Genomic DNA, 23,772 nt, shown 5'->3' with positions numbered 1-23,772 from the left:
TGGAGTTGAGGGCAATGGCTGACAACTACGGCTTGAGGGCCGACGCGCCCCACGGTTGGCAGGTGTCCGTGACCCGAAGGGCCGGCGCCGAGCCGGGCCCAGCGACTTCGCCGGCTGCTCCGGGCGCCCGGAGCGCGGCGCCGGGGACCACCCCGGCACCCCAGGCGGACGTGACCCGGGCCGTGCTGCACGCGTGCACCCGGACGATGCCCGCCGACCGTGGCGACTTCGGCAGCAACGTCGTCGACCTGCTGGGACCGGACGACGTCTTCGTTGCCCTGGTCGACTACGGCGCCGAGGTCGCGGACCGCGGGCTCTTCGAGAACCAGGGCATGCCGCGCCTGGCGCCCTCCCAGTTCGGTCCCAACCGGCTCCAACGCCCGCTGCCGGGGATGAGCGCCTCGCAGCACTTCTTCAGCTCGGGCGGACGCGCGTTCTGCCTGTTCACCGTCGTGGGCAGCCACGCCCGACGGATGGCCTCGGTGCCCCGCGCCGCGGCCATGGTCGCCACGATCCGGATCACCGACCGGGCCACCCTCACCCGGCAAGGAGGACGACCATGAGCACGCTGGACGACCTCAACGCCGGTCCCGGCGGCATGGCCGGCTTCGTGGGGACCCTGGCGCGACGGCTGCGTCCGGTGTCACGCCGCGACGTGCTCGTCGGCGCGACCGTCGCGGCCACCGCGCTCGCCACGAAACCCAAGGAGTACGCCCTCACTCCCGTCGCGGCATACGCCACCATCTGCGGCCCTGGCAACACGGCGGGGAGCGGCTGGACGGTCTTCTGCGCGACCATCAACAAGGGCGTCAACACCTGCCCGCCGGGCAGCTTCGCCGCAGGGTGGTGGAAGGCCGCCGACTCCTCGTGGTGCGGGGGTGGCTACCGCTACATCGTCGACTGCAACGCGAGCTGCTCCAAGTGCACGACCGGGTGCAGCGACAACATGTGCGACTCGAGGTGCTGGAGCTGTTCGTGCGGCACCGGGTCGTCGGCGACCTGCGACCAGCGACGCGTCTGCTGCAACGCCTTCCGCTACGGCCAGTGCAACACCCAGGTCAAGTGCAGCGGTGGCGTGCACTGCCGCGTCGTCAGCTGTCGGCCGCCCTACCAGTGGACCAGCTGCACCACGACCTCCCTCAGCGACAACCGCACCGGCGAGCACAGCGCACCGAGCCTGCCGAAGTGGAGCGCGATCACGGTCAAGTACCACGCCATGGGCGACCAGGGATCCTTCCTCAAGGCCTCGACCGGTCCACAGCGCGCAGTCGGCGACGGCCGCGGGCAGTACGTCGCCTTCCAGGGCGGCCGCATCTGGTGGAGCTCGAAGACCGGGGCGAGGGCGATGTCGTCGTTCGTGGACTCGCTCTTCGTCGCGGACGGAGGAGTCAGGGGCCACTTGGGCTACCCGACCTCCGACAAGATCACCGGGCTCACGGGCGGCGGCTGGATCCAGCTGTTCGAGAAGGGCGCCATCACGGACAGCGCCTCGACCACGACCCAGCTCGTGTGGGGCATCCGCTGGCCCGTGTGGCAGAGCGCCGGGCGGGAGTCGGGCGTCCTCGGCTATCCCGTGGCGGCCAAGCAGGACCTGGGCGGCGGCGCGTGGATCCAGCGGTTCCAGAAGGGCGCCATCACCGACTCGGTGGCCACCTCGACCCAGGTGGTGGCGGGAGCCATCTACGCAGCCTGGTACCTCGTCGACCGGTACATCGGACCGCTGAAGTACCCCACGTCGTCGGCTGTGGCGACCAACCGCGGCTCGTACCAGGTGTTCCAGGGCGGCGAGATCTGGGGGCTGAGCGGGGCGACGGCCTACGAGGTCTACGGCAACGTCCTCACCGAGTGGAAGTCCGCCGGTGGGGCGACCGGCAATTACGGCTATCCGGTGAGCCGCACGCAGGCCGCCGGTAACGGCCAGCTGACCTGCGCCTTCGAGGGCGGCACGATCACGGCCTGACCCGCAGCTCCCTGCGTCCGTCGGCCAGGCGTCGCGTCACCATCGCGGTGTCGAGGCGCTCCAACAGGGGCACCGCCACGCGTCGGGACGTCCCCAGTGCCCGGCTGGCGTCGCCCACGGCGAACGGCTGCGGCAGCCGGCGCACGACCTGCTCGGCGACCCCGATGGCGTCACCGGCGAGGACCACCCCACCGAGACGGACGATCTCGCCACGATCGGCTGCGTCGGCGAGATCGCGTGCGGTGAGCGCCCACTCGTCGAGCTGGTCACGGGACGGCGCCTGCAACGGGTGCGTCGCCAACCAGGCGACGAGCGCTTGTATGCCGTCCGGTGCGGGGGAGGCGTCTCCCGACGGGTGCTGGTGCCGACGGTCGCGGCGAATGGGGGGATCCACCGCGACCACCTCGACGCCGGCGAGCACCTCGCGAAGACCGGGGTCACGCAGCACCGCCCGGTCTCCCGGGACCAGGGGGACGGGCCGCGGCAACCGCAACCGGACCTTCCCGTCGGTGAGCCGCTGGGTGCGGACGGGCAGGGCAGCGGTCCCGACGTGCAGGGTGAGCGTCCTCGGGAGCCGCGCCCCGGCGCCAGGCCCGGTGACCGCACCGGGCTCGGTCACCCCGCCTGTCCGGGTGACGTCGACGACGGTCGCCGGAGAGGGCCACGACAGGCCCAGCAGCGCGTCGCCGCGGGAGACCTCGGCGGCAGCCACACCCCTCAGGTTGACGGCCACCCGAGCCGGGCCGGTCACCGCCTCCACCTGCTCGCCGCAGGACTGCAGGCCGCGCGCGCTGACCTGTCGATCGCGCAGGACGAAGACGTCACCCACCCGGATCGTCCCGGCCTCGAGCGTGCCCGTGACCACGGTGCCGGCACCCCGGATCGTGAAGGACCGGTCCACCCACAGGCGGACGGGCGCCCCGACCTCGGCGTGGCCCACCGGCGTAGCCGCGGCCAGGCGGCCCAGGGCTGCTCGCAGGTCCGTCAGGCCCTCGCCGGTGGCACCGGACACGAGGACGGTCTCCGTCACCGGGACTCCCAAGGAGGCGAGACGCGTGACCGCCTCCCGCGCGGCTGCCTGACCCGGAGCAAGATCGCACCTGGTCACGACCAGCAGCACCCGTGCGATGCCGAGAGCAGCGATCGCCAGGGCGTGTTCCTGCGACTGGCGGCTCCACCCGTCGTCCGCCGCGACGACGAACATCACCGCGGTCACGGGCCCGAGCCCCGCGAGCATGTTGCCCATGAAGTGCTCGTGACCGGGCACGTCGACGAGGCTGACCCGGCGCCCGCCGATCTCGGTCCAGGCGTAGCCGAGGTCGATCGTCAGCCCACGTCGGCGTTCCTCCGCCCAGCGGTCCGGTTCCTGACCCGTCAGGAGCCGGACCAGGGTCGACTTCCCGTGGTCGACGTGACCAGCCGTCGCGACAACCGCCATCAAACCCCGCTAACCGACGACGTCGCGGATTGCCTGCGCCACCAACGGATCTGCGGACTCCGGGATGCAGCGCAGGTCGACCAGGCACTGCCCCTTCTCCACCCGCGCCAGGACGGGACGGGCCTGGAGACGTAGTGCCGCGGCATACGCCTCGGGGAGGGCAACCGCCCACCCTGGCAGGGTGTGGCCCGGAGCGCCGCCACCACCGACGACCCCGTCGGCGGGGACCACGGTGGCCAGCCCGGGGAGCAACGCCGCGACGACGGCGTCGCAGCGAGCCCGGAGCCGATCGGGGTCGGCCTCGAGGGCGTCCCAGACCGGCGGGCGTGGACCGCGCAGCGTGGCCTCGAGTGCCGCGAGGGTGGTCTTGTCGGCCCGGACCGCCCTGGCCAACGGGTGGCGGCGCAGCCGCGACACGGTGTCGGCGCGACCGAGCACCAGCCCGGCCTGGGGGCCGCCGAGCAGCTTGTCGCCACTGCAGGTCACGACCGCCGCGCCGTCGGCCAGCGAACGTGCCGCGTCGGGCTCGTCGGGCAGCAGGCGGTGCGGGCGCAGCAGTCCGCTGCCGATGTCGTGCACCACGGGCGGCCCCAGGACGGCGAGGGCGGCGACGGGGACGGCGGAGGTGAACCCCTCGACGCGGAAGTTGCTGGGGTGCACCTTGAGGATGCAGCCGGTCTCCGGACCGATGGCGGCCTCGTAGTCGGCCAGGGTGGTGCGGTTGGTCGTGCCGACCTCGCGCAACCGGGCACCTGCGCTCGCGATCAGGTCCGGCAGCCGGAAGCCGTCGCCGATCTCCACCATCTCACCGCGGCTGACGACGACCTCCCGTCCGGCAGCCAGGGCCGTGGTGGCCAGGACCAGTGCCGCCGCCCCGTTGTTGACCACGAGGGCAGCCTCCGCCTCCGGCAGCACCTCGAGGATCGCCGCGATGGTGCCGCGCCCGCGGGTCGAGCGTCGACCGGTCGCCAGGTCCAGCTCGACGTCGACAGCGCCCGCGGCCGCGGCCATCGCCTCGACGGCGGCCGCTGACAGCGGTGCCCGACCCAGGTTGGTGTGGATGACGACGCCCGTGGCGTTGAGGACGGGACGCAGCGTCGTGGACAGGGCCGGCAGGGCCGCGAGCGCCGTCGCCGCCACCTGGTCGGGGGCGATGGCACCGAGCCTCGCCTCGTCCTGGGCCGCCTGGACAGCGGCCCGCACAGTGTCGCGGCCGTAACGCGAGATCGCCTGTGCCACAGCCGGTTCGGCGAGGACGGTGTCCGTGCGAGGCACGAGGCGGCGGGCGTCCGGTTCGCGACTGGACTCGCGACTGGACTGCGGCTGCGGCATACGACCTCCTGTCCCTTGGCGGAGGCGGACGGGAATCGAACCCGCCCAGCCGAGGTGCTCGGCTGCACCGGTTTTGAAGACCGGGAGGGCCACCAGGCGCCTGTACGCCTCCGCTGGCGAGGCTAGCGTAGGAACCGTGACCCAACCGAGCGTGCACCCGCTGCTCACCGACCCGCGCCAGCCCGTGCGACTGACGCAGTATGCCGCGGGCGGCGGCTGCGCCTGCAAGATCCCGCCGGGCGAGCTCGAGGAGGTGGTGCGCGGGCTCGGGGGGCAGACCGGCGACGACCTCCTCGTCGGGCTCGACGACGGGGACGACGGTGCGGTCGTCCGGGTCGCCGACGGCACGGCCGTGATCAGCACGGCGGACTTCTTCACGCCGGTGGTCGACGACGCGTATGACTTCGGTCGGATCGTCGCGGCCAACGCGCTCTCGGACGTCTACGCCATGGGTGGCCGCCCCGTGGTGGCGATCAACCTGGTCGGCTGGCCGCGGTCGGTGCTTCCGCTCGAGCTGCTCCGTGAGGTGCTGCGTGGTGGCCTCGACGTGGCGGGGCAGGCGGGGTGTCCCGTGGCCGGCGGGCACAGCATCGACGACCCAGAGCCCAAGTACGGCATGGCCGTGACCGGCCTCGCCGACCCGGATCGCTTGCTGCGCAACGACTCTGCGCGCGCCGGTCTCCCCATCTCGCTCACCAAGCCGATCGGGGTGGGCGTGCTCAACAACCAGCACAAGGCCACCGGGCAGGTCTTCCCACAGGCCATTGCCTCGATGGTCGAGCTCAACGACACCGCGAGCGCTGCGGCCCTGGCGGCGGGGGTCGAGGCGGCGACCGATGTCACGGGGTTCGGACTGCTGGGACACCTGTTCAAGCTGCTGCGTGCCTCCGGGGTCGGGGCGGTGCTGGACTCAGCGGCCGTGCCGGTGCTCGAGGGCGCGTGGGAGGGCCTGCGCGCCGGCTTCGTCAGCGGGGGCACGCGACGCAACCTCGAGTGGGTGCGTCCGCACCTCGACGGCGGAGCCTCGGAGGACGTGCTGCTCATGCTGGCGGACGCCCAGACCAGCGGAGGCCTGCTCGTCGTCGGCGAGGTGCCGGGAGCGGCGGTCATCGGCCACACCGTGGCCGGCCCGCCGCGGATCGGGATTCGCTGAACGGCTTGTGAGTGAGTGCTGTTCGGCGCACGCTGGGGGCATGGCCAGGTACGAGCTCATCGCGCACAACCTTGCCGGGCAGCCGCACGGCCGTCCGGTGTTCGTCACCGCGGACAGTCCGGGTGAGGCGGTCATGATCGGCGCCCCGACGCTGCGCCGCGTCATCGAGCGCGACCACCTCCACGCCGACCTGTATGCCGTGTACCGCCACCGCCGCGTCCGTGGGCGCCGCCTCGTGGGGGCGTTCTCACCGGACGGTCCGGAGTCCGGGACGGCAGGGGTCCGTGAGCCCCGGCGGCCGCTCCCCGCCCCGCCGAGCCTGCGCGCGGAGGCCGAGCTGCCGGCCTACCCGGACAGCTGACGCCGGGCACTCCTCGGGTGGGGCCCGCAGGCAGTAGCGTGTGCCCACTTCACTTCCCCCGGAGGCCACCATGCCGCAGTTCGCCCACACGCTGTCCGTCAGCGCCCCGCCGTCGGCCATCTTCGCCATCGTCGACGACTTCACCAAGACCCCCCAGTGGCTGTCCCGCTGCACCGGGATCGACAAGCTCGACGAGGGCGCGAACGACGTCGGCACGCGGCTGAAGTACCACTACAACGACGGTCGCCGCAGCGGCACGATGGACGGCCAGATCATCGCGCACGAGCCAGACCGTCACTTCGCGATGAAGTTCACCGACAAGATGATGGACGTGACGGTCGACTTCGTCGCCGCGTCCGACGGGGTGGGTTCCACGCTGACCCACTCGATCGACATTGCCACCAAGGGATTCGGCAAGCTCTTCACGCCCATGATCAAGCGGAGCCTGCCCAAGCAGACGATGGACGCGATGGCCAAGCTCAAGGCGATGGCGGAGGCCTCCTGAGGCTGCGCCCCGCGGAGTCCTGGGGGCTTCGCTCGAAAGGGTTCACGCGGCATACCTGCGGCTCTAGGCTGCAAGCGTTCGCTGGTGTTGGACCACTCACGGAGGTGCACTGATGGCGGGGAAGTTCGAGCTCTACCAGGACAAGGCTGGCAAGTACCGCTTTCGGCTCAAGTCCAGCAACGGCCAGGTGATCGCCGTGGGCGAGGCCTACGAGTCGAAGTCGGCGGCGGAGAGCGGCATCGCCTCCGTGCAGAAGAACGCGCCCGGTGCCGACATCGTCGAGGTCGACAGCTAGTCGACCAGGTCGACGGGCCGCGGCCCGTCTGCCTCGACCCGGCCCCGCGAGGCACCCCATCGGGTATGCCGCGCGGGGCCTCGTCGTGTGGACGGGCGGTGGGCTCATGCGTTGGCTGGAGTTGCGGACTGCCCCGATGCCGCGAGGATTGGCCCGGTGACCGGGGAGCAGTGGAGGGCGTGGACGGCTCGCGTCGCCGTCGTGGTGGCCGGCGTCCTGGTCTACGTCGCGCTGTCGCGGCTGTGGAGCTTTGCCAACACCGACGACCCGGACCTGATCGAGAACGGCAGCATCGCGCGGGCGGCGGCGAGCGCCTGCGCGCAGATGCGCGACTCGGCAGCGGCTGCGGCGGTGGCGACCACCGCGCCCATCTCGCAGCGGGTCGGCGCGATCAACGCGCAGAACGACGCCGTCGTCGAGCTCGTCACCACGATGAACCAGCTCGGACGGGCACGGCTGGACGCGGACCAGCCCGCCGCGCAGTGGCTCGAGGACTGGCACCGGCTGGTCCTGGCGCGTGATGCCTATGCGCGCTCGCTCGCTGCCGGGAAGCCGAGGGTGATGGCGCTGCCGACGATCGACGGCAGGGGACTGGTGGACCGGCTCAACAACGTCGGCCTCAACTGCCGCGTCCCCCTGGTCCTGCTGGCGCCCTGACCCAACCCTCTTCCCGACTTGTTGCCGCCTGCTGGTCACCCATCTCCGATCTGCGCCTCCGGTGACCACCAGCGCGCAACAAGTCAGCCTTGGGTGAGCTCCGCGATCTGGGTGCGGGCGGCGGCCACGAGCTCGGCGTTCGTGTGGGCGTGACCCCACAGGCCCCAGCCACCCTCGGCCGCCTCGGTCAGCATTACCCAGGTCCGTTGCGCGAGGGATTCGTCCCCGCCGGCGGTGGCGACGATGGCCGTCAGCCGCTCGACGACAGCGATCTGCTTGTCGCGGTCGAGGGCCCCGGCGTTCGTGAGCACCTGCACCCGGACGTAGGTGGAGTCGCCGTCGACGTTGGCGAGCGCGTCTGCCGGCAGGTCGTGCACGAAGGCGGCCGTGTTCTGGCGGAACATCGGGATGTCCGGCACCTGCTCGACCTCCTTCACGGCGCTGGCGAGGTCGACCGCGAGCTGATGCTTGTCCGCGAAGGTGCCGGTGGCGGCATACACGTCGATCATGGGCATGGTCACTCCCGGTGACATAGTAGGACGGTCGTCATAGTCCTCTATGATGGCCGTCATAGTCAAGGGATGGGGTGGACGCAGGTGGCAGGGTCAGCGGACACGGAGCGGCCGGGGGACTCCGCGCGATCAGCGCGGGAGCGGATGGTGGACAGCGCCATCGTGCTGCTGGCGCAGGGCGGCTACCAGGCCACGTCGTTCTCGTCGGTGCTGGAGGTGTCGCAGGCGCCGCGCGGCTCGATCTACCACCACTTCCCGGACGGGAAGGACCAGCTCATCGCCGCGGCGGTGGAGCTGGCGGGCGCGCGAGCCGTCGCGGTGCTCGACAGCCTGGACGGGTTGCCTGCGCCGGAGGTCGTCGAGGGTTTCATGGTGCTGTGGCGGACGGTGCTCGAGCGCTCGAACTTCGGGGCCGGCTGCTCGGTCCTGGCCGTCACGGTCTCGAGCGGGTCGGACGAGCTGCTCGACGCTGCCGCGGACGTGTTCCGTTCGTGGGGCGCGCGGTTGGCCGCGCTGCTGGAGCGCGGGGGGCTCGGGCGCCAGGACGCCGCGGCGTTCGCGACGATGGTGATGGCCGCGTCGGAAGGGGCCGTCGTGCTGGCTCGCGCACGACGCAGTTTCGAGCCATTCGACCAGGTCGCAACCCAGTTGCGCGAGGACGCCGAGCGCCGAATGCGCTGAGCGCCCCGGTGTGCCTCAGTTCGCCCGGGGGATGACCACCGTTCCACACTGGTCACAGCGGAAGGCGGGGGCGCTGTGGTTGAAGAAGCCCCTCGTCAGCAGGATGCCGGTCAGGTCACCGGCCAGTCCGCGCGCCTGCTTGAACTTCACGCCGGGCGAGCGACCCACCACGAGGCCCTTGCTCATGCCTGGCGTCGAGCAGGTCGGACAGCCTGTTGGGGTACCGGTCACCTGTCAGATGATGCACGACTCGATCAGCAGGGGTACGAGGTTCAGTCGATGACGGCAATCCGCAGGGCGGGTCGAGGGGGTTAGGCGTGGGCCAGGATCTGGGTGACGGCCCGGTTGATGACGTCGAGTCCTTCACGGGTGACCGTCGGGCCGCCGCTGGTGGGGGTGGCCCGGTTGTGACAGGCGGCGCCCCACGGGAGTCCGGCCTGCTTGGCCAGCGCGCGGCCCATCGCCGGCACGGTCCCGACCTTCACGCCACAGCGCACGGCGGCCTTTTCGAAGACGTCCAAGGGAAGCTGGATTCCCTCGCCGACGACCTGCGAGGGGACACCCAGCTGGCGGCAGAGGCGGTCGACCTGCTCCTGCTCGGAGACCCCGCCGCGGGTGCCGCTGCCGTTCAGGCCGGGGAATGCGCGATCGTCATCACCGAGACAGGAAGAGCACCATGCAGGGTTCATTCCGTGTCTACAGTCATCGCTCATGTGCTAACTGTACGGCCCCCAGCGGCCGGCGGATCCCTCGACGAAGACCGACGGCAGGTTTTCGCCCGACTCGTACGCCTTTCGTGGGATGACCTCGGGTCCGGCCGGAGTGATGCTGGGCGGGACATGGAGGTCGACATGGGTGCATTCACGATCAGGGGAAGCCTGGCCGCCGTCCTGGCAACACTCGGCGCAATGGTGGTCGCAGGGTCAGCGGCCCAGGCCGACCATGCGGAGTACCGCTTCCCGCTGCCGGGCGCGACGTCTACGGAGGGCATCGCGAGCGGTGCCGGCACGACGTTCTACGCCAGTGACCTCTTCGCGGGGGACATCTTCCGTGGAGACATCCGCACGCGCCGGGTCGAGAAGTTCATCGACAACCCGCCGGGTCGCAATGCGTTGGGGCTTCGGGTGGACCTTGCGCACCGCCTGCTCTTCGCCGCAGGCGGGTTCGACGGACGCGGATTTGTCTACGACCTCGACAGCGGGGCGACCCTCGCGACCTACCAGTTCTCGACAGCTGCCTCGGTGATCAACGACGTCGCCGTGACGGCGGACGGTGCCTGGTTCACCAACTCGTCCCAGCCCGAGCTGTACTTCGTCCCCGTGGTGGGCGGGCGACCTGGCGCTTTCAGCACCCTGCACCTCAGTGGTCCGGCCGCCGACACCAGTGGCGCCTTCAACAACAACGGCATCCAGGCCACGCCCGACGGTTCAACACTGGTCGTGGCGCACAGCAGCCAGGGGGCGCTGAACACGGTCGACCCGGCCACGGGCGCCAGCCGCGCCGTCCAGGGAGTGAGTGTTCCGAACGTCGACGGCATCCTGCTCGAGGGTCGGACCTTGTATGCCGTGGAGAACTTCAGCAACGCGATCGCCGAGGTCCAGCTCAGTGGCGACCTGTCCTCAGGGTCCGTGCAGAAGGTGGTGACCAGCGGCCTGTTCCAGACACCGACGACGGTGGCCCGGTTCGGCGACCGGCTGGCAACGGTGAACGCGAAGTTCGACACGGGGTTCCCGCCCGCAGCGAGCAGCTTCGAGGTCGTGGTCGTCGACCGCTGATCGTGCGTGGTCTGGGCACTGCTGGCCCGACATGCCTCGAGCCACCCCCCGGCTGGGGGGCTTCACCGCCAACAGGTGGTCAGATGTGCGACAAAACTGTGGTGGAGCCAAGGGGACTCGAACCCCTAACCCCCTGCTTGCAAAGCAGGTGCGCTACCAATTGCGCCATGGCCCCGTCGGATCACGGTCCGGCACGAGTCCGGCCCGGTCACCTGGGTGTTGCCGGTTTTAGTTGCCTAGTTCGGGGAGTCCGTCGCCTCGGCCCAGAGGTCCTTCTCGGCCTTCTGGGCCTTGAGCTTCCGCTGGATTGCCGTGGCGCCGATGGCCGTCACGATGAGGAGCAGGAGCTTCTTCATTGGGCCGTCGCCTTCCCTCGCAGAGCAACCGCGGGGATCGGGATTGGTGGGCCTAACAGGACTTGAACCTGTGGCCTCTTCCTTATCAGGGAAGCGCTCTAACCGTCTGAGCTATAGGCCCGTGAGCCCAATCTCCGCTGCGCCACGGGAGGTGGCGCGAGGCACGAGGTTACAGCACCGGCATCCGCACAACCAAAACGGTTCCGGGAGGCCGTCCCGGGCGACGATCGTCACGCAAAACGGCCGTTGCGACGCAATACGGGGGTTGTAACTCCCGGGTTGCGTCGCAACGGCCGTTTTGCGAAAGAGGGGGCCGGTTCAGTCGTCCGTGAGGGTGAGCTGGAGGCCGCCGACCAGGGCCGAGCAGATGTTGTAGAGGAAGGCGCCGAGCGTCGACAGGGCCGTCAGCAGGATGACGTCGATGACCCCGATCACGATGGACAGGGACAGCACCCGGCCGAAGCCGAGGAAGTCCATGATGTCGAACGGGTTCTGCGAGTCGCTGATGATCGTGCCCACCAGGCGGTTGACCTCGCTGAAGACTCCCATGCCGGACAGGATCATCCACAGCACCGCCACCATCACGACGCCGGCGATGCCCAGGGCCACCGAGATGAGGAACGACATCTTCATCGCCGACCAGGGGTCGACGCGTGAGACCGTGAGCTTGACGCGTCGGGCGCGGGCGGCCGCGGCGGCGGACTGGGAGCCCGTCGGGCGACCCTGCGCGCCGGCAGGGCGTGCGGCGCCCGGGTTCGGGCCCGCCTGACCCTGGCTCACAGTGGGGGCGGAACCTCCCTGGGGGAGGGCCGACCTGCTGGTCTGGCCTGCCGTGCTCACTCGCTACCTCCACTGGGGTCGCTCTCAGGTGCGTCGGACGCCTGCTCGGCACCACCGGCAACCTGCTCGTCTCCCGACGACGTTACGGCATCTTCGGCCGAGGAGGCGCCTTCAGTCGTCGCGTCGGACACACCAACTGCGTCAACTGCGCCGACGACTCCGGCATCGACTGCCTCGACGTCGACGACCTCGCCCTCGTCCACGGCCCGTTCGGGATTTCTCGCCAGCGCGACGACCGAGTCACCGGTGCCGGGGTTGGCGAACTTCATGCCCTGGGTGTTGCGGCCACGCCGCGTGACGGGGCTGACCGGCATACGCACGATGTTGCCCTTGCCCATGATGACCAGGACCTCGTCGTCCTCGCCGACCGTGAGGGCGCCGACCAGGTCACCGTTGCGTTCGGTGATCTTGGCGACCGCGACACCGAGGCCTCCGCGGCCCTTCGCGTTCCACTCCGAGGCCGGCGAGCGCTTGGCCATGCCGTTCTCGAAGACCACGAACACGTCGGGGTCCTCGCCCTCGTGGATGACGCTCAGCGACAGCAGCGAGTCGTCGCCGCGGAACCGCATGCCCGTCACCCCGCTCGTCGCGCGACCCATCGGCCGGAGCTGGGCGTCGGTCGCGTGGAAGCGGACCGACTGCGCCTTGCGCGAGACCAGCAGGAGGTCGTCGGTCGGCGACGCGAGGTCTGCGGCCACGAGCTCGTCGCCCTCCTTGAGGTTGACAGCGATGAGGCCGCCGCTGCGGGGGGAGTCGTAGTCAGCCAGTCGCGTCTTCTTGACCAGGCCGTTCTTGGTGGCGAGCACGAGGTAGGGCTGCTGGGCGTAGTCGCGCACGTCGAGGACCTGGGCGATCTTCTCGTCGGGCTGGAACGCGAGCAGGTTGGCCACGTGCTGGCCCTTGGCATCACGCCCGGAGTCCGGCAGCTCGTAGGCCTTGGCGCGGTAGACCCGGCCGAGGTTGGTGAAGAAGAGCAGCCAGTGGTGCGACGTCGTGGTGAAGAAGTGGTCCACCATGTCGTCGCCGCGCAGCTGGGCACCGCGGACGCCCTTGCCGCCCCGGCCCTGCGAGCGGTAGGCGTCGACCCGGGTGCGCTTGGCGTAGCCACCACGGGTGATGGTGACGACCACGTCCTCCTCGGGGATGAGGTCCTCCATCGACATGTCGCCGTCGAAGAACTCGATCCGGGTGCGCCGGTCGTCGCCGAACTTGTCGACGATGTCGCCGAGCTCGGTGGACACGATGGTTCGCTGACGCTCCGGCTTGGCCAGGATGTCCTCGAAGTCCAGGATCATCGCCTCGAGCTCGTTGTGCTCGTCGATGATCTTCTGGCGCTCGAGGGCGGCGAGGCGGCGCAGCTGCATCTCGAGGATGGCGCGGGCCTGGAGCTCGTCGATGCCGAGGAGCTCGATCAGGCCGTCTCGGGCCGACTCGACGGTGGGCGAGCGCCGGATGAGGGCGATGACCTCGTCGAGGGCGTCGAGCGCCTTGAGCAGGCCACGCAGCACGTGGATCTGGGCCTCGGCCTTGCGCAGCCGGAACGTCGTCCGCCGCTGGATGACCTCGATCTGATGGTCGACCCAGTGCCGGATGAACGCGTCGATCGGCAGGGTGCGCGGCACCCCGTCGACGAGGGCGAGCATGTTGGCGCCGAAGTTGTTCTGCAGCTGGGTGTGCTTGTAGAGGTTGTTCAGCACGACCTTGGCCACGGCGTCGCGTTTGAGCACGATGACCAGGCGCTGGCCGGTGCGACCAGAGGTCTCGTCGCGGATGTCGGCGATGCCCGAGAGGCGGCCGTCCTTGATGAGCTCGGCGATCTTCTGGGCAAGGGTGTCGGGGTTGACCTGGTAGGGCAGCTCGGTGACCACGAGGCACTGCCGGCCCTGGATCTCCTCGACCTCGACCACCGCGCGCATGATGACCGAGCCACGGCCGGTGCGGTAGGCGTCCTCGATGCCCTTGCGACCCAGGATCAGCGCGCCGGTCGGGAAGTCGGGGCCGGTGATCCGTGCGAAGACGGCGTCGAAGGTCTCCTCGCGAGTCGCGTCGGGGTGCGCGAGCAGCCACTGGGCCGCGTCGGCGACCTCACGCAGGTTGTGCGGCGGGATGTTGGTGGCCATGCCGACCGCGATGCCGGAGCTGCCGTTGACGAGCAGGTTGGGGAACCGGCTCGGCAGGACGACGGGCTCCTGCGTCTTGCCGTCGTAGTTGTCGCGGAAGTCGACCGTGTCCTGGTCGATGTCGCGGACCATCTCCATGGCCAGCGGCGCCATCCGGCACTCGGTGTACCGCGGGGCGGCGGCCGGGTCGTCGCCCGGGCTGCCGAAGTTGCCCTGGCCGTCGACCAGTGGGTAGCGCAGCGACCAGTCCTGCACGAGCCGGACGAGGGCGTCGTAGATCGAGGAGTCTCCGTGCGGGTGGTACTGACCCATCACCTCACCGACGACGCGGCTGCACTTGTTGTAGCCGCGGTCGGGCCGGTAGCCACCGTCGAACATCGCGTAGACGACGCGCCGGTGCACCGGCTTGAGGCCGTCCCGCACGTCGGGCAGCGCGCGGCTCACGATCACCGTCATCGCGTAGTCGATGTAGCTGCGCTGCATCTCGGTGTTGAGGTCGACCGCTTCGGTGCGGTCGTACTCGATCGGCGGTATCTCAGTCATGAATTCCCTTGTCCGTCATGCCATTCAACAAAGCAGTGGGTATGCCGGGTGGCGGGTTCCACGTGAAACGTGGCCACCGGCATACCGGGGTCAGATGTCCAGGAACCGCACGTCGCGGGCGTTGCGCTGGATGAAGCCGCGCCGGGACTCGACGTCCTCGCCCATCAGGATCGCGAAGATCTCGTCGGCGGCCGCCGCGTCGTCGAGGGTGACCTGGAGGAGCACTCGGTGATCGGGGTCCATCGTGGTCTCCCACAGCTCCTGGTAGTCCATCTCACCGAGACCCTTGTAGCGCTGGATGCCGGCGTCCTTGGGCAGTCGCCAGCCCTGGCCGAGTCCCGCCTGGACCATGGCGTCGCGCTCACGGTCGGAGTAGGCGAACTCGTGCGGGTGGTTGCTCCATTTGAGCCGGTAGAGCGGGGGCTGCGCGAGGTAGACGTAGCCCTCCTCGATCAGCGGGCGCATGAACCGGAACAGCAGCGTCAGCAGGAGGGTGCGGATGTGCAGGCCGTCGACGTCGGCATCGGCCATCAGCACGATCTTGTGGTAGCGCGCCTTGGTCTTGTCGAAGTCCTCGCCGATGCCGGTGCCGAACGCCGAGATCAGCGCCTGCACCTCGTTGTTGGCGAGCACCTTGTCGATGCGAGCCTTCTCGACGTTGAGGATCTTGCCGCGGATCGGCAGGATCGCCTGGTTGTGCGGGTTGCGACCGCGAACCGCCGAGCCGCCGGCCGAGTCACCCTCGACGATGAAGACCTCGGAGATCGCGGGGTCCTTGCTCTGGCAGTCGCGCAGCTTGCCCGGCAGACCACCCGACTCGAGCAGGCCCTTGCGTCGCGTCGCCTCGCGCGCCTTGCGGGCGGCCATGCGAGCGGCCGCGGCCTGGACCGACTTGCGGACGATGTCCTTGCCCTCGACCGGGTGGGCCTCGAGCCAGTGGCCGAACTCGTCGGTCATCGCGCGCTGGACGAAGCCCTTGACCTCGGAGTTGCCGAGCTTGGTCTTGGTCTGGCCCTCGAACTGCGGCTCGCCGAGCTTGACCGACACGACGGCGGTCAGGCCCTCGCGGATGTCGTCGCCGGTGAGGTTGTCGTCCTTCTCCTTGAGGAGGTTCTGCTTGCGCGCGAAGTCGTTGATGAGCTTGGTCATCGCCGCGCGGAAGCCCTCCTCGTGGGTGCCGCCCTCGTGGGTGTTGATCGTGTTGGCGTAGGTGTGCACCGACTCGGAGTAGGCGGTGGTCCACTGCATGGCCAGCTCGAGCGACAACTGGCGCTCGGTGTCCTCGGACTCGATCGAGATGATCTCGGCGTGCACCGGCTCGGACTTCTTCGAGGTGACGAGGTGGGTGACGTAGTCGACCAGGCCGTTGTCGTACTTGTAGGAGACCTTGCGCTGCTTCTTCTCGCTGACGTCGACCGTGTCGGCGTCCTCGGCGCGCTCCGGCTCGCGCTCGTCGGTGAGGTTGATGCGCAGCCCCTTGTTGAGGAACGCCATCTGCTGCATCCGGGCGCGGATCGTCTCGAAGTCGTAGGTGGTCGTCTCGAAGATGCCACCGTCGGCCCAGTAGGTGATGGTCGTGCCGGTGCGGTCGGACGCCTCCATCTTCTCCAGGGGGGCGACCGCCTCACCGCGGTCGAAGGTGACCCGGAAGACGTGGCCCTTCTGGAAGACCTCGACGTCGAGCCGGGTCGACAGGGCGTTGACCACGGAGGAGCCGACGCCGTGCAGGCCACCGGACACCTTGTAGCCGCCGCCACCGAACTTGCCACCGGCGTGCAGCTGGGTGAGCACGAGCTCGACCGCCGACTTGCCCTCGGCCGGGTGGATGTCGGTGGGGATGCCGCGGCCGTTGTCGGCGACGCGCACGCCGCCGTCGGCCAGCAGGGTCACGTCGATGGTGTCGGCGAAGCCGGCCAGCGCCTCGTCGACCGAGTTGTCGACGATCTCCCAGACGAGGTGGTGCAGCCCTCGCTCACCCGTGGACCCGATGTACATGCCGGGACGCTTGCGCACCGCCTCGAGACCCTCGAGGACCGTGATCTGGCTGGCGTCGTACTCTGACCCGGGAGCGGCGCCGGCGAGGTCGGCCTCGACCACCTCGCGGGCCGCCTCTGCCTGGGCGGCGGTGAGGTTCTCGGTGGTGGGGGGTGTGGTGCTGTCTGCGGGGGCGTTCTGGTCTGGCGTGTGGTCAGCCTCGGACACGGTGCTCCTTCTCCGGTGGCGCAGCGACCAGGGGTGTCCCCCGTGGTCGCTGAACCCGCTCATGGCACGCGACCAGACTGGGAACCAGCTGGTCGCGAATTCACTCCAGAGTCTACCTGTCGGGACTGTCATAACTCACGTCAGGAGGCCCGGGAACGCGGATTTGGGACAAAAAAGTGCCCTCGCACGGGTGGGGATACGCGGACGGCCCCCTGAGCGCCCGATTCAGGCGTTTCTGGTCCGCCGTCGACCCACGACCGCCGGCCGCCGACCGCCTACCGCCGGATCCTCGACAAACCACCCACTCGCTGGCTCCCGGCTCCCTATCCTGCGGACGTGCGACCTCGTCGGGCCTTCGCGGCGGTCCTCGCCGCGCTCATCATCGGTGGCGCCGGCGGGCTGGGTGGGATCTGGGTCGTGGACCGGGTCCTCGAGCGGGCGCGGGCGCCGCACGAGGTCGTGGTCGCGAGCCCGCCGCTCCGCTTCGAGGTCCCCCACGACTGGCACGCGGCCGATCGCCACGGAGACCCGGCCGACGAGTGGGTCAAGCAGTCCGCCGCCCTCCAGCGCCTGACCCCCGAGGACTACCTGGCCGGCCTCGAGGCGACCGTCGTCGCCACCGAGGTCGGACCGGCATCGGGCGGCCGCGGGCAGAGCCTCGACGTGCAGCGCACCACGTTCGCCGCCCTGCCCACGCGCGAACAGGTCACCCAGCAGCTGGCCGGCCAGGGGATGCGGGTCGACGACGTGCGCAGCGTGACCACCCCGGCCGGTCCCGTGGTCGTGAGCAGGACGACCCTGGTGCTGCCCGTCGGCAGCGTCTCGATGGAACTGCTCCACGTCGTCAGCGCCGGTCACGTGGTCGTGATCACCATCAGCGCCGTGGACGGCGGAGACGTCGAGCTGGTCACCTCCGGCGTCCTCGCGACCCTGCGCACCTCCTGACGAGGCGCCCCTGGTCTCGGATCAGAAGATGATGACCTGACGGACCGCTCGGCCCGCGGCGAGCTCGTCCATCGCGGAGTTCACGTCGTCGAGCCCGATCCGCGCCGACACCAGCGCCTCGACGGGGAGCCGACCCTCGCGCCACCACCGGGCGAAGACCGGGATGTCGCGCGCCGGCACCGCGGAGCCGAGGTAGCTGCCGGTCACGGTCTTCGCCTGGGCCACCAGGGCCAGTGGCGAGATGCTCGCCCGCGCGCAGGGGTGGGGGAGCCCGACGGTCACCGTCCTGCCACCCGGTGCGGTCGCGTCCAGCGCGGCCTCGAAGGCTGGCACTGTGCCGGCTGCCTCGACCACGACGTCGGCGGTGGCCCCGGTGCCAGCCAGCTCGTCGGGACTGAGAGCCCGCGTGGCACCGAGCTCGAGCGCCCGCTGACGCTTGGACTTCATCGTGTCGACGGCGACGACGTCACCGGCTCCGAGCGCGATCGCCGTGAGCAGGGCCGCCATCCCGACCCCGCCGAGGCCCACCACCATCACTGTCTGCCCGGACTCGGGAGGCGCCGCGTTGAGCAGCGCCCCTCCCCCCGTGAGCACGGCACACCCGAGCACTGCGGCCACCTCCGGCGGCACGTCGTCATCGACCGCGACCACGGACCTGGTGTCCACCACTGCGTGGGTCGCGAACGCCGACACCCCCAGGTGGTGGTGCACGGGAGCTCCGTCGCGGGACAGCCGTCGCCCGCCGCCGAGCAGCTCGCCGGCGTTGTTGCTCGCGGAACCCGGACCACACGGCATACGCCCGCCGGTGGCGCAGCCGGCGCACTCGCCGCACCGGGGCAGGAAGGTCAGCACCACCCGCTGGCCCACGACGAGGTCGGTGACTCCCGGACCCAGCCGCTCGACGCGGCCCGACGCCTCGTGGCCCAGCAGCATCGGCACCGGACGGGCGCGGTTGCCGTCCACCACCGAGAGGTCGGAGTGGCAGACCCCGGCGGCCTCGATGCGCACGAGCACCTCGCCGGCCTCGGGAGGGTCGAGGTCCAGGGGGCCGACGGTGAGGGGTCGGCTGGCCGCGTAGGGAGCAGCGCGCCCGACCTCCTCGAGGACCGCGCCGGTGACCTGCATCAGCGCCCCTGCATCAGCGGGCCTGCACGGCCTGGTCGAGCAGGTGGCGCACGACCTCCGGGATGGGCACGGTGCCGCGTGAGTCGCGGTCGATGTAGACGTGCACCCAGTGGCCGAGCGCCGCGAGCTCGGCGTCCTGGGCGTCGAACAGGCCCAGGGCGTAGGTGATGCTGCTGCGCCCGAGACGTTCCACGCGGACGCCGACGTCGAGCGGCCGCGGGTACTCCAGCTCGCGGAAGAAGCGGCAGCCCGACTCGGCCACGACCCCCAGCTCCGGCAGCGCCATCACGTCGGCGCCCGTCCCCGTGATCAGCCAACCGTTGATCGCCGAGTCGAAGAGCTCGTAGTAGACGGCGTTGTTGAGGTGGCCGTACATGTCGTTGTCCGACCAGCGCGTCGTGACCCGCACGACGTGGTCGAAGTGCGCGCGGGTGAGCATTCGGTCAGCATCGGCCGTCATGCGTCGATCCTAGGCAGCGGTCGGCTCAGCCGTAGGTGTCGCGCGGGCCCGGCCCGGTCGACCGGCGAGGGCCCTTGGACCAGGACGGTGCGCTCGGGCCGACGATCTTCAGGGCGGTGACGGTGCCCTTGCCGACCTCCCCCTCGAGGCGGGACATGATCGAGGACTCCAGGAGCTTGAGCTGCGTGGCCCAGGCGGTCGAGTCGGCCCGGACCGTGAGGATCCCGTACTCGAACGTCACCGGCGTGCAGTGCTGGGCAACCTCTTGACCGACGATGTCCGGCCACCGCCCCATCACGGACCCGACCGCCACGTCGACCTTCCACCCGCGGTCGGCCATCAACCGGTCCATCTGGTCACCGAGCAGCAGCGGGTCGCGCCGATCCGTCTTCGCCCCCGGCGACTGGACACCGATCTGGCGGCGCCGCATGGGCTTGAGTCCCGGTCGAAGCCCCTTCTCGCGAGCGGCCGCCCGGGCCCGCGACAGCGCGGCCCCCGCGGCGTCGTCGACCAGGGCGGTGGGGTCCGGCTCGACGCCGGGGGCCGGTTCGCTGCCCGGCTCGACGTCCGGTTCGATGTCCGGTTCCGCTCCCGACTCCGGTCCCGGCTCGGGCAGGGTCTCGTCACTCACGCCTGGTCACCTCCCCGAGGCTCACCGCAAAGGTCTGTCCCACCAGGCTCTTCGGCACGTCGGCATCGACCGCGGCCGTGATCAGCACCTGCTCGCAGTCGGCGACCATGGTCGCGAGCCGCTCGCGACGGCCGGTGTCGAGCTCGGCGAAGACGTCGTCGAGGATGAGGACCGGGTCCTCACCGAGGTCGTGCCGCAGCAGCTGGTATGCCGCGAGCTTGAGTCCCAGCGCGAACGACCAGCTCTCGCCGTGGCTGGCGTAGCCCTTGGCCGGCAGCTCACCGAGCGACAGCACGAGGTCGTCCCGGTGCGGTCCGGCGAGGGAGATGCCCCGCTCGACCTCCTTGTCGCGCGCCTCCTCGAGGGTGCCCAGGAGCTCGGCGCGCAGCGCATCGATCTCCGGGACCTCGCCGGCAGCCAGGGACGCGGCAGCCGCTTCGCGCAGGCTGCTCTTGTAGGAGACTCGCGCGTCGGACTGACCGGCGCTCACCTCGTCGTAGGCCTTGGCCAGGTAGGGACCCAGGTCACGCAGCAGCCGCAGGCGGGCGTAGAGCAGTTGGGACCCGACCGTGGCGAGGTGGTCGTTCCAGATGTCGAGGGTGTGCAGGGCGGTCGCGCGGGCGTCGTCGACGGGCTCGTCGCTCGGTCGCGAGGGCGGTCGGCGCCGGGATCCCCTGCGCAGCAACGGTTGCGCAGACTTCAGGAGCGCGTTCCGCTGCTTGAGGATCTTGTCGTAGTCGCTGCGCACCCCGGCCCAGCGCGGCTGGCGGGCGACCAGCAGGTCGTCGAGGAAGCGACGGCGCTCCGACGGGTCGCCCTTGACGAGCGCGAGGTCCTCGGGCGCGAAGAGCACCGTGCGCAGGGTGCCCAGCACGTCGCGCGGCCGGGACACGGGGGACCGGCCCAGTCGCGCCCGGTTGGCCCGGCCCGGGTTGAGCTCCAGCTCGAGCATCGTCTCGCGACCACCCCGCATCACGGCCCCGCGGATCACCGCCTGCTCGGCACCGAACCGCACCAGCGGCTGGTCGGTCGACACCCGGTGGCTGGACAGGGTGGCGAGATAGCCGATGGCCTCGACGAGGTTGGTCTTGCCCTGGCCGTTCAGGCCGACCAGCGTGGTGACACCGGGCTCGAGGGGCAGGTCGGCGGCGGTGTAACTGCGGAAGTCGGCAACCGTGAGGTGCCGGACGTACACAGGCGGCTAGGACTCGTCGCGGCGCAGCAGGCTCATCGCGCCGCGCGCTTGCTCGCCGACGCCGACCGCGCAGACCCCGACGGTGCAGACCCCCGCGTCGAGCCGGTGCCCGAGGAGGGACCGGCCGAGGCTGCCTTGCGACCCTTCGCAGCCGCCTTGGCAGGGCTCTTGGTCGGCTTCTCCTTCGTGGCGGCCTTCGCCGCGACCGCCTTCTCGTGCTTCGGGGCTCCCTCGGCGCGGAGCTTCTCGCCCTCGGCGACCGACATCACCTGGTGTCCACCGAAGCCACCGCGCAGCGCCGCGACGGCCTGCATGGTCGGGGACTCCTGCTGGCGGGAGGCGAACCGGGAGAACAGCGACGCCGAGATGACCGGCATCGGGACCGAGTTGGCGATCGCCTCCTCGACTGTCCAGCGACCCTCGCCCGAGTCGACGGTGTAGCCGGAGACGTCCTCGAGGTGCGGGTTCTTCTCCAGGGCATCGACCAGCAGGTCGAGCAGCCAGGACCGGACGACCGTGCCGCGGGTCCAGGCCTTGAAGGCGCCCGGGACGTCGGTGACGATGTCCTTGGCCTCGAGCAGCTCGTAGCCCTCGGCATACGCAGCCATCAGGCCGTACTCGATGCCGTTGTGGACCATCTTGGTGTAGTGCCCGGCGCCGACCTTGCCGGCGTGGACGAAGCCCTCCTCGCGCGGACCCTCGGGCCGCAGGGCGTCGAAGATCGGCATCGCCTTGCGCACGTTGGCAGCCGAACCGCCGACCATCAGGCCGTAGCCGTTGTCCAGGCCCCAGATGCCACCGCTGACCCCGCAGTCGAGGTAGCCGATGCCCTTGGCCTTCAACAGCTTCTCGTTCTCGAAGTCATCGGTGAACCGGCTGTTGCCGCCGTCGATGACCATGTCGCCCTTGTCGAGCAGCTTGGCCAGCTGGGCCACCGTGTCGGTCGTCGGCGCGCCCGCGGGGACCATCACCCACACCGTGCGCGGGGCGTCGAGTGCCTTGACGAGGGCGGCCAGGGTCTTGACGTCCGCCACCGCAGGGTTGCGGTCGAAGCCGACGACTTCGTGCCCGGCGCGGCGGATCCGCTCGCGCATGTTGCCGCCCATTTTGCCGAGACCGATCAGACCGAGCTGCATGTGACGACTCCCGTTCGTGTGGGTGGTTCGGTATGCCGCCACGCTGGCTTCGCGGCATACCTCGCGGTGCGCGTGCTCAGGCTACGCCCGGGGGCGGTCAGCTCGCGAAGCGAACGGGCATCAGGACGTAGCGGTAGGAGCTGTCGGCGTCGCCGTCGAGCTCGTCCTGGCCGGACAGCACCGCCGGGCGTGACGGCTGGGTGAAGGAGAACCGTGAGTAGTCGGTGCCGACCGCGCCGAGTCCGTCGAGCAGGAACTGCGGGTTGAACGCGATCTCGATCTCGGGACCGGTGAGGGTCGACTCGACGGCCTCGGAGGCCTGGGCGTCGTCACCGGTGCCGGCCTCGATGGCCACCTGGCCGTCGGAGAACTTCAGGCGCACCGGGGTGTTGCGCTCGGCCACGAGGGCGACCCGCTTCACGGCCTCGATGAGCTCGGAGGTCTTGAGGACGGCCTCGGTGTCGACCGTCGTGGGGAAGATCGAGGTGACCTTGGGGTACTCACCGTCGAGCAGGCGGGTGGTGGTGCGGCGCTGCCCGGCCTCGAAGCCGACCAGCCCGTCGCCACCGGCCGACGAACCGAGGGCGACCTCGATCGACCCGGAGGCGCCGAGTGCCTTGGCCGTCTCGGACAGGGTGCGGGCCGGGACCAGGGCCAGGTGGCTGGCGTCGGTGGCCTCGGGGTTCCAGGTCAGCTCACGCATGGCCAACCGGTAGCGGTCGGTGGCGAGGAGCGTCATCTTGTCGCCGTCGATCTCGACGCGGACGCCCGTGAGGATCGGCAGGGTGTCACCGCGGTCGGCGGCGATCGCGACCTGGGCAACGGCCTGGGTGAAGACGTCGCCGGCGATCGTGCCGCTCGCCGTGGGGGAGATCGGCAGCGTGGGGTAGTCGTCGGCCGGCATCTGCATCAGGCTGAAGCGCGAGGACCCGCAGACCACGGAGACCTTGTTGCCCTCGGTGGCGATGTCGACCGGCTTCGTGGGGAGGTTGCGGGAGATGTCGGCGAGCAGTCGGCCCAGGACGAGCACCGTGCCGCCCTCGGCGACCTCGGCCGCGACGGTGATCTTGGCGGAGACCTCGTAGTCGAAGGCCGAGAGGGTCAGGGTGCCCTCGTCGTTCGCCTCGATGAGGACACCGGCGAGGACGGGCACCGGGGGACGGGCCGGGAGGCCACGGGCCACCCAGGTCACGGCGTCGGCGAGGACCTCACGTTCGACCCGAAACTTCACCGTGACTACCTGCCCTTTCGCACGCGGCCCCGCCGCCGAACTTCAAGAATGTGACTTCACAAATGTGATTGCGCACTGACCCTAGTGCTCACGATGCACTCGGCCAACCCGGATGGGGCAATCCGTCCCAGCTGTTTCCTCCGTGTCATTTCAGTGGGTAGCGGTGTGGTCTGGAGGTGGGCAGGGTCAGGATTGGTACTCGGGGCTGGATGGCTGATGGGAGATGGGTAGTCGTTGTCATAGGGGGTGTGGATCCTGTGGACGACCGACATCGGTGCAGGTCAGCGCGGCGCGTCCCCTGTGCATGCCGGGTGGACAA

At 70.3% G+C, this 23,772-nt stretch carries 25 protein-coding genes and 3 tRNA genes; 10 read left to right on the top strand and 18 right to left on the bottom strand.

Annotated elements, in window-relative coordinates; all coding sequences use genetic code 11:
- The first annotated feature begins 14 nt into the window (after positions 1 to 14).
- On the top strand, positions 15 to 563 hold the full coding sequence (locus AC1DWP_RS09635; RefSeq protein WP_477614241.1) for a hypothetical protein: 549 nt from the start codon (positions 15 to 17) through the stop codon (positions 561 to 563).
- Entirely contained in the window at positions 560 to 1,960 is a 1,401-nt protein-coding gene (locus tag AC1DWP_RS09630; protein ID WP_477614240.1) for a hypothetical protein, read from the top strand. The genes AC1DWP_RS09635 and AC1DWP_RS09630 overlap by 4 nt, the downstream gene beginning before the upstream one ends.
- Here the strand turns inward: AC1DWP_RS09630 and AC1DWP_RS09625 are convergent.
- From AC1DWP_RS09625 to AC1DWP_RS09615, 3 genes are all read right to left on the bottom strand, one after another.
- On the bottom strand, positions 1,950 to 3,398 hold the full coding sequence (locus AC1DWP_RS09625; RefSeq protein WP_477614239.1) for a SelB domain-containing protein: 1,449 nt from the start codon (positions 3,396 to 3,398) through the stop codon (positions 1,950 to 1,952). The genes AC1DWP_RS09630 and AC1DWP_RS09625 overlap by 11 nt on opposite strands.
- A gap of 9 nt (positions 3,399 to 3,407) precedes the next feature.
- Complete coding sequence (selA, locus tag AC1DWP_RS09620; RefSeq protein ID WP_477614238.1) at positions 3,408 to 4,730, bottom strand: L-seryl-tRNA(Sec) selenium transferase; 1,323 nt, start codon at positions 4,728 to 4,730, stop codon at positions 3,408 to 3,410.
- A 16-nt stretch (positions 4,731 to 4,746) separates the two neighbouring features.
- Positions 4,747 to 4,842: transfer RNA gene (locus AC1DWP_RS09615), tRNA-Sec, on the bottom strand.
- A 72-nt stretch (positions 4,843 to 4,914) separates the two neighbouring features.
- Between AC1DWP_RS09615 and selD the strand changes: the two genes are divergently transcribed.
- The 5 genes from selD to AC1DWP_RS09590 all read left to right on the top strand — a co-directional run bounded on the left by selD (position 4,915) and on the right by AC1DWP_RS09590 (position 7,701).
- Positions 4,915 to 5,883, top strand: a complete 969-nt coding sequence (gene selD, locus AC1DWP_RS09610; RefSeq protein WP_477614613.1) for a selenide, water dikinase SelD — start codon at positions 4,915 to 4,917, stop codon at positions 5,881 to 5,883.
- 40 nt (positions 5,884 to 5,923) lie between these two features.
- The gene (locus AC1DWP_RS09605) at positions 5,924 to 6,244 is read left to right on the top strand and encodes a hypothetical protein (protein WP_477614237.1); all 321 of its coding nucleotides are present in this window, start codon (positions 5,924 to 5,926) and stop codon (positions 6,242 to 6,244) included.
- Positions 6,245 to 6,314: 70 nt separating this feature from the next.
- Positions 6,315 to 6,749, top strand: a complete 435-nt coding sequence (locus tag AC1DWP_RS09600; protein ID WP_477614236.1) for an SRPBCC family protein — start codon at positions 6,315 to 6,317, stop codon at positions 6,747 to 6,749.
- A 112-nt stretch (positions 6,750 to 6,861) separates the two neighbouring features.
- Positions 6,862 to 7,044 (top strand): YegP family protein, encoded by a 183-nt coding sequence (locus AC1DWP_RS09595; protein WP_477614235.1) that lies wholly within the window; start codon positions 6,862 to 6,864, stop codon positions 7,042 to 7,044.
- Positions 7,045 to 7,200: 156 nt separating this feature from the next.
- Positions 7,201 to 7,701 (top strand): hypothetical protein, encoded by a 501-nt coding sequence (locus tag AC1DWP_RS09590; RefSeq protein WP_477614234.1) that lies wholly within the window; start codon positions 7,201 to 7,203, stop codon positions 7,699 to 7,701.
- A gap of 83 nt (positions 7,702 to 7,784) precedes the next feature.
- Here the strand turns inward: AC1DWP_RS09590 and AC1DWP_RS09585 are convergent, their stop codons facing one another.
- The gene (locus AC1DWP_RS09585) at positions 7,785 to 8,216 is read right to left on the bottom strand and encodes a hypothetical protein (RefSeq protein ID WP_477614233.1); all 432 of its coding nucleotides are present in this window, start codon (positions 8,214 to 8,216) and stop codon (positions 7,785 to 7,787) included.
- Between the two features lie 66 nt (positions 8,217 to 8,282).
- On the opposite strand from AC1DWP_RS09585, the gene AC1DWP_RS09580 reads away from it, so the two are divergent.
- Positions 8,283 to 8,894 (top strand): TetR/AcrR family transcriptional regulator, encoded by a 612-nt coding sequence (locus tag AC1DWP_RS09580; RefSeq protein WP_477614232.1) that lies wholly within the window; start codon positions 8,283 to 8,285, stop codon positions 8,892 to 8,894.
- Between the two features lie 15 nt (positions 8,895 to 8,909).
- Here the strand turns inward: AC1DWP_RS09580 and AC1DWP_RS09575 are convergent, their stop codons facing one another.
- Both AC1DWP_RS09575 and AC1DWP_RS09570 read right to left on the bottom strand, forming a co-directional pair.
- On the bottom strand, positions 8,910 to 9,125 hold the full coding sequence (locus AC1DWP_RS09575) for a PF20097 family protein (protein ID WP_477614231.1): 216 nt from the start codon (positions 9,123 to 9,125) through the stop codon (positions 8,910 to 8,912).
- A gap of 80 nt (positions 9,126 to 9,205) precedes the next feature.
- Positions 9,206 to 9,607 carry a hypothetical protein gene (locus AC1DWP_RS09570; protein WP_477614230.1) on the bottom strand — a complete coding sequence of 134 codons (402 nt, stop codon included), beginning with the start codon at positions 9,605 to 9,607 and terminating at the stop codon, positions 9,206 to 9,208.
- A gap of 138 nt (positions 9,608 to 9,745) precedes the next feature.
- Between AC1DWP_RS09570 and AC1DWP_RS09565 the strand changes: the two genes are divergently transcribed.
- Complete coding sequence (locus tag AC1DWP_RS09565; RefSeq protein WP_477614229.1) at positions 9,746 to 10,669, top strand: SMP-30/gluconolactonase/LRE family protein; 924 nt, start codon at positions 9,746 to 9,748, stop codon at positions 10,667 to 10,669.
- 99 nt (positions 10,670 to 10,768) lie between these two features.
- Here the strand turns inward: AC1DWP_RS09565 and AC1DWP_RS09560 are convergent.
- From AC1DWP_RS09560 to gyrB, 6 genes are all read right to left on the bottom strand, one after another.
- Positions 10,769 to 10,844: transfer RNA gene (locus AC1DWP_RS09560), tRNA-Ala, on the bottom strand.
- Positions 10,845 to 10,905: 61 nt separating this feature from the next.
- Positions 10,906 to 11,025, bottom strand: coding sequence for a DLW-39 family protein (locus tag AC1DWP_RS09555; protein WP_477614228.1), 120 nt, complete (start codon positions 11,023 to 11,025; stop codon positions 10,906 to 10,908).
- 44 nt (positions 11,026 to 11,069) lie between these two features.
- A tRNA-Ile gene (locus AC1DWP_RS09550) sits at positions 11,070 to 11,146 on the bottom strand.
- Between the two features lie 197 nt (positions 11,147 to 11,343).
- Positions 11,344 to 11,805: a DUF3566 domain-containing protein gene (locus AC1DWP_RS09545; protein ID WP_477614227.1), complete on the bottom strand. Its 462-nt coding sequence runs from the start codon at positions 11,803 to 11,805 to the stop codon at positions 11,344 to 11,346.
- Positions 11,806 to 11,861: 56 nt separating this feature from the next.
- Entirely contained in the window at positions 11,862 to 14,528 is a 2,667-nt protein-coding gene (gene gyrA, locus AC1DWP_RS09540) for a DNA gyrase subunit A (protein WP_477614226.1), read from the bottom strand.
- Positions 14,529 to 14,618: 90 nt separating this feature from the next.
- Positions 14,619 to 16,730 carry a DNA topoisomerase (ATP-hydrolyzing) subunit B gene (gene gyrB / locus AC1DWP_RS09535; protein ID WP_477614225.1) on the bottom strand — a complete coding sequence of 704 codons (2,112 nt, stop codon included), beginning with the start codon at positions 16,728 to 16,730 and terminating at the stop codon, positions 14,619 to 14,621.
- 336 nt (positions 16,731 to 17,066) lie between these two features.
- Here gyrB and AC1DWP_RS09530 point away from each other — a divergent pair, with 336 nt between their 5' ends.
- The gene (locus tag AC1DWP_RS09530) at positions 17,067 to 17,675 is read left to right on the top strand and encodes a hypothetical protein (RefSeq protein ID WP_477614224.1); all 609 of its coding nucleotides are present in this window, start codon (positions 17,067 to 17,069) and stop codon (positions 17,673 to 17,675) included.
- 21 nt (positions 17,676 to 17,696) lie between these two features.
- Here AC1DWP_RS09530 and AC1DWP_RS09525 read toward each other — a convergent pair whose 3' ends face one another.
- From AC1DWP_RS09525 to dnaN, 6 genes are all read right to left on the bottom strand, one after another.
- Positions 17,697 to 18,800: an alcohol dehydrogenase catalytic domain-containing protein gene (locus tag AC1DWP_RS09525; RefSeq protein WP_477614223.1), complete on the bottom strand. Its 1,104-nt coding sequence runs from the start codon at positions 18,798 to 18,800 to the stop codon at positions 17,697 to 17,699.
- A gap of 13 nt (positions 18,801 to 18,813) precedes the next feature.
- Complete coding sequence (locus AC1DWP_RS09520) at positions 18,814 to 19,260, bottom strand: acyl-CoA thioesterase (protein ID WP_477614222.1); 447 nt, start codon at positions 19,258 to 19,260, stop codon at positions 18,814 to 18,816.
- Positions 19,261 to 19,285: 25 nt separating this feature from the next.
- Positions 19,286 to 19,891: a DciA family protein gene (locus tag AC1DWP_RS09515; protein WP_477614221.1), complete on the bottom strand. Its 606-nt coding sequence runs from the start codon at positions 19,889 to 19,891 to the stop codon at positions 19,286 to 19,288.
- Positions 19,884 to 21,086 (bottom strand): DNA replication/repair protein RecF, encoded by a 1,203-nt coding sequence (gene recF / locus AC1DWP_RS09510; protein WP_477614220.1) that lies wholly within the window; start codon positions 21,084 to 21,086, stop codon positions 19,884 to 19,886. Before recF ends, AC1DWP_RS09515 begins: the two co-directional genes overlap by 8 nt.
- A 32-nt stretch (positions 21,087 to 21,118) precedes the next feature.
- Complete coding sequence (gnd, locus tag AC1DWP_RS09505; protein WP_477614219.1) at positions 21,119 to 22,222, bottom strand: phosphogluconate dehydrogenase (NAD(+)-dependent, decarboxylating); 1,104 nt, start codon at positions 22,220 to 22,222, stop codon at positions 21,119 to 21,121.
- Between the two features lie 97 nt (positions 22,223 to 22,319).
- On the bottom strand, positions 22,320 to 23,453 hold the full coding sequence (dnaN, locus tag AC1DWP_RS09500) for a DNA polymerase III subunit beta (RefSeq protein ID WP_477614218.1): 1,134 nt from the start codon (positions 23,451 to 23,453) through the stop codon (positions 22,320 to 22,322).
- Positions 23,454 to 23,772: the final 319 nt, after the last annotated feature.

It is taken from the genome of Pedococcus sp. P2_F6 (assembly GCF_056403675.1).
This window is presented reverse-complemented; position numbering and strand designations above follow the sequence as displayed.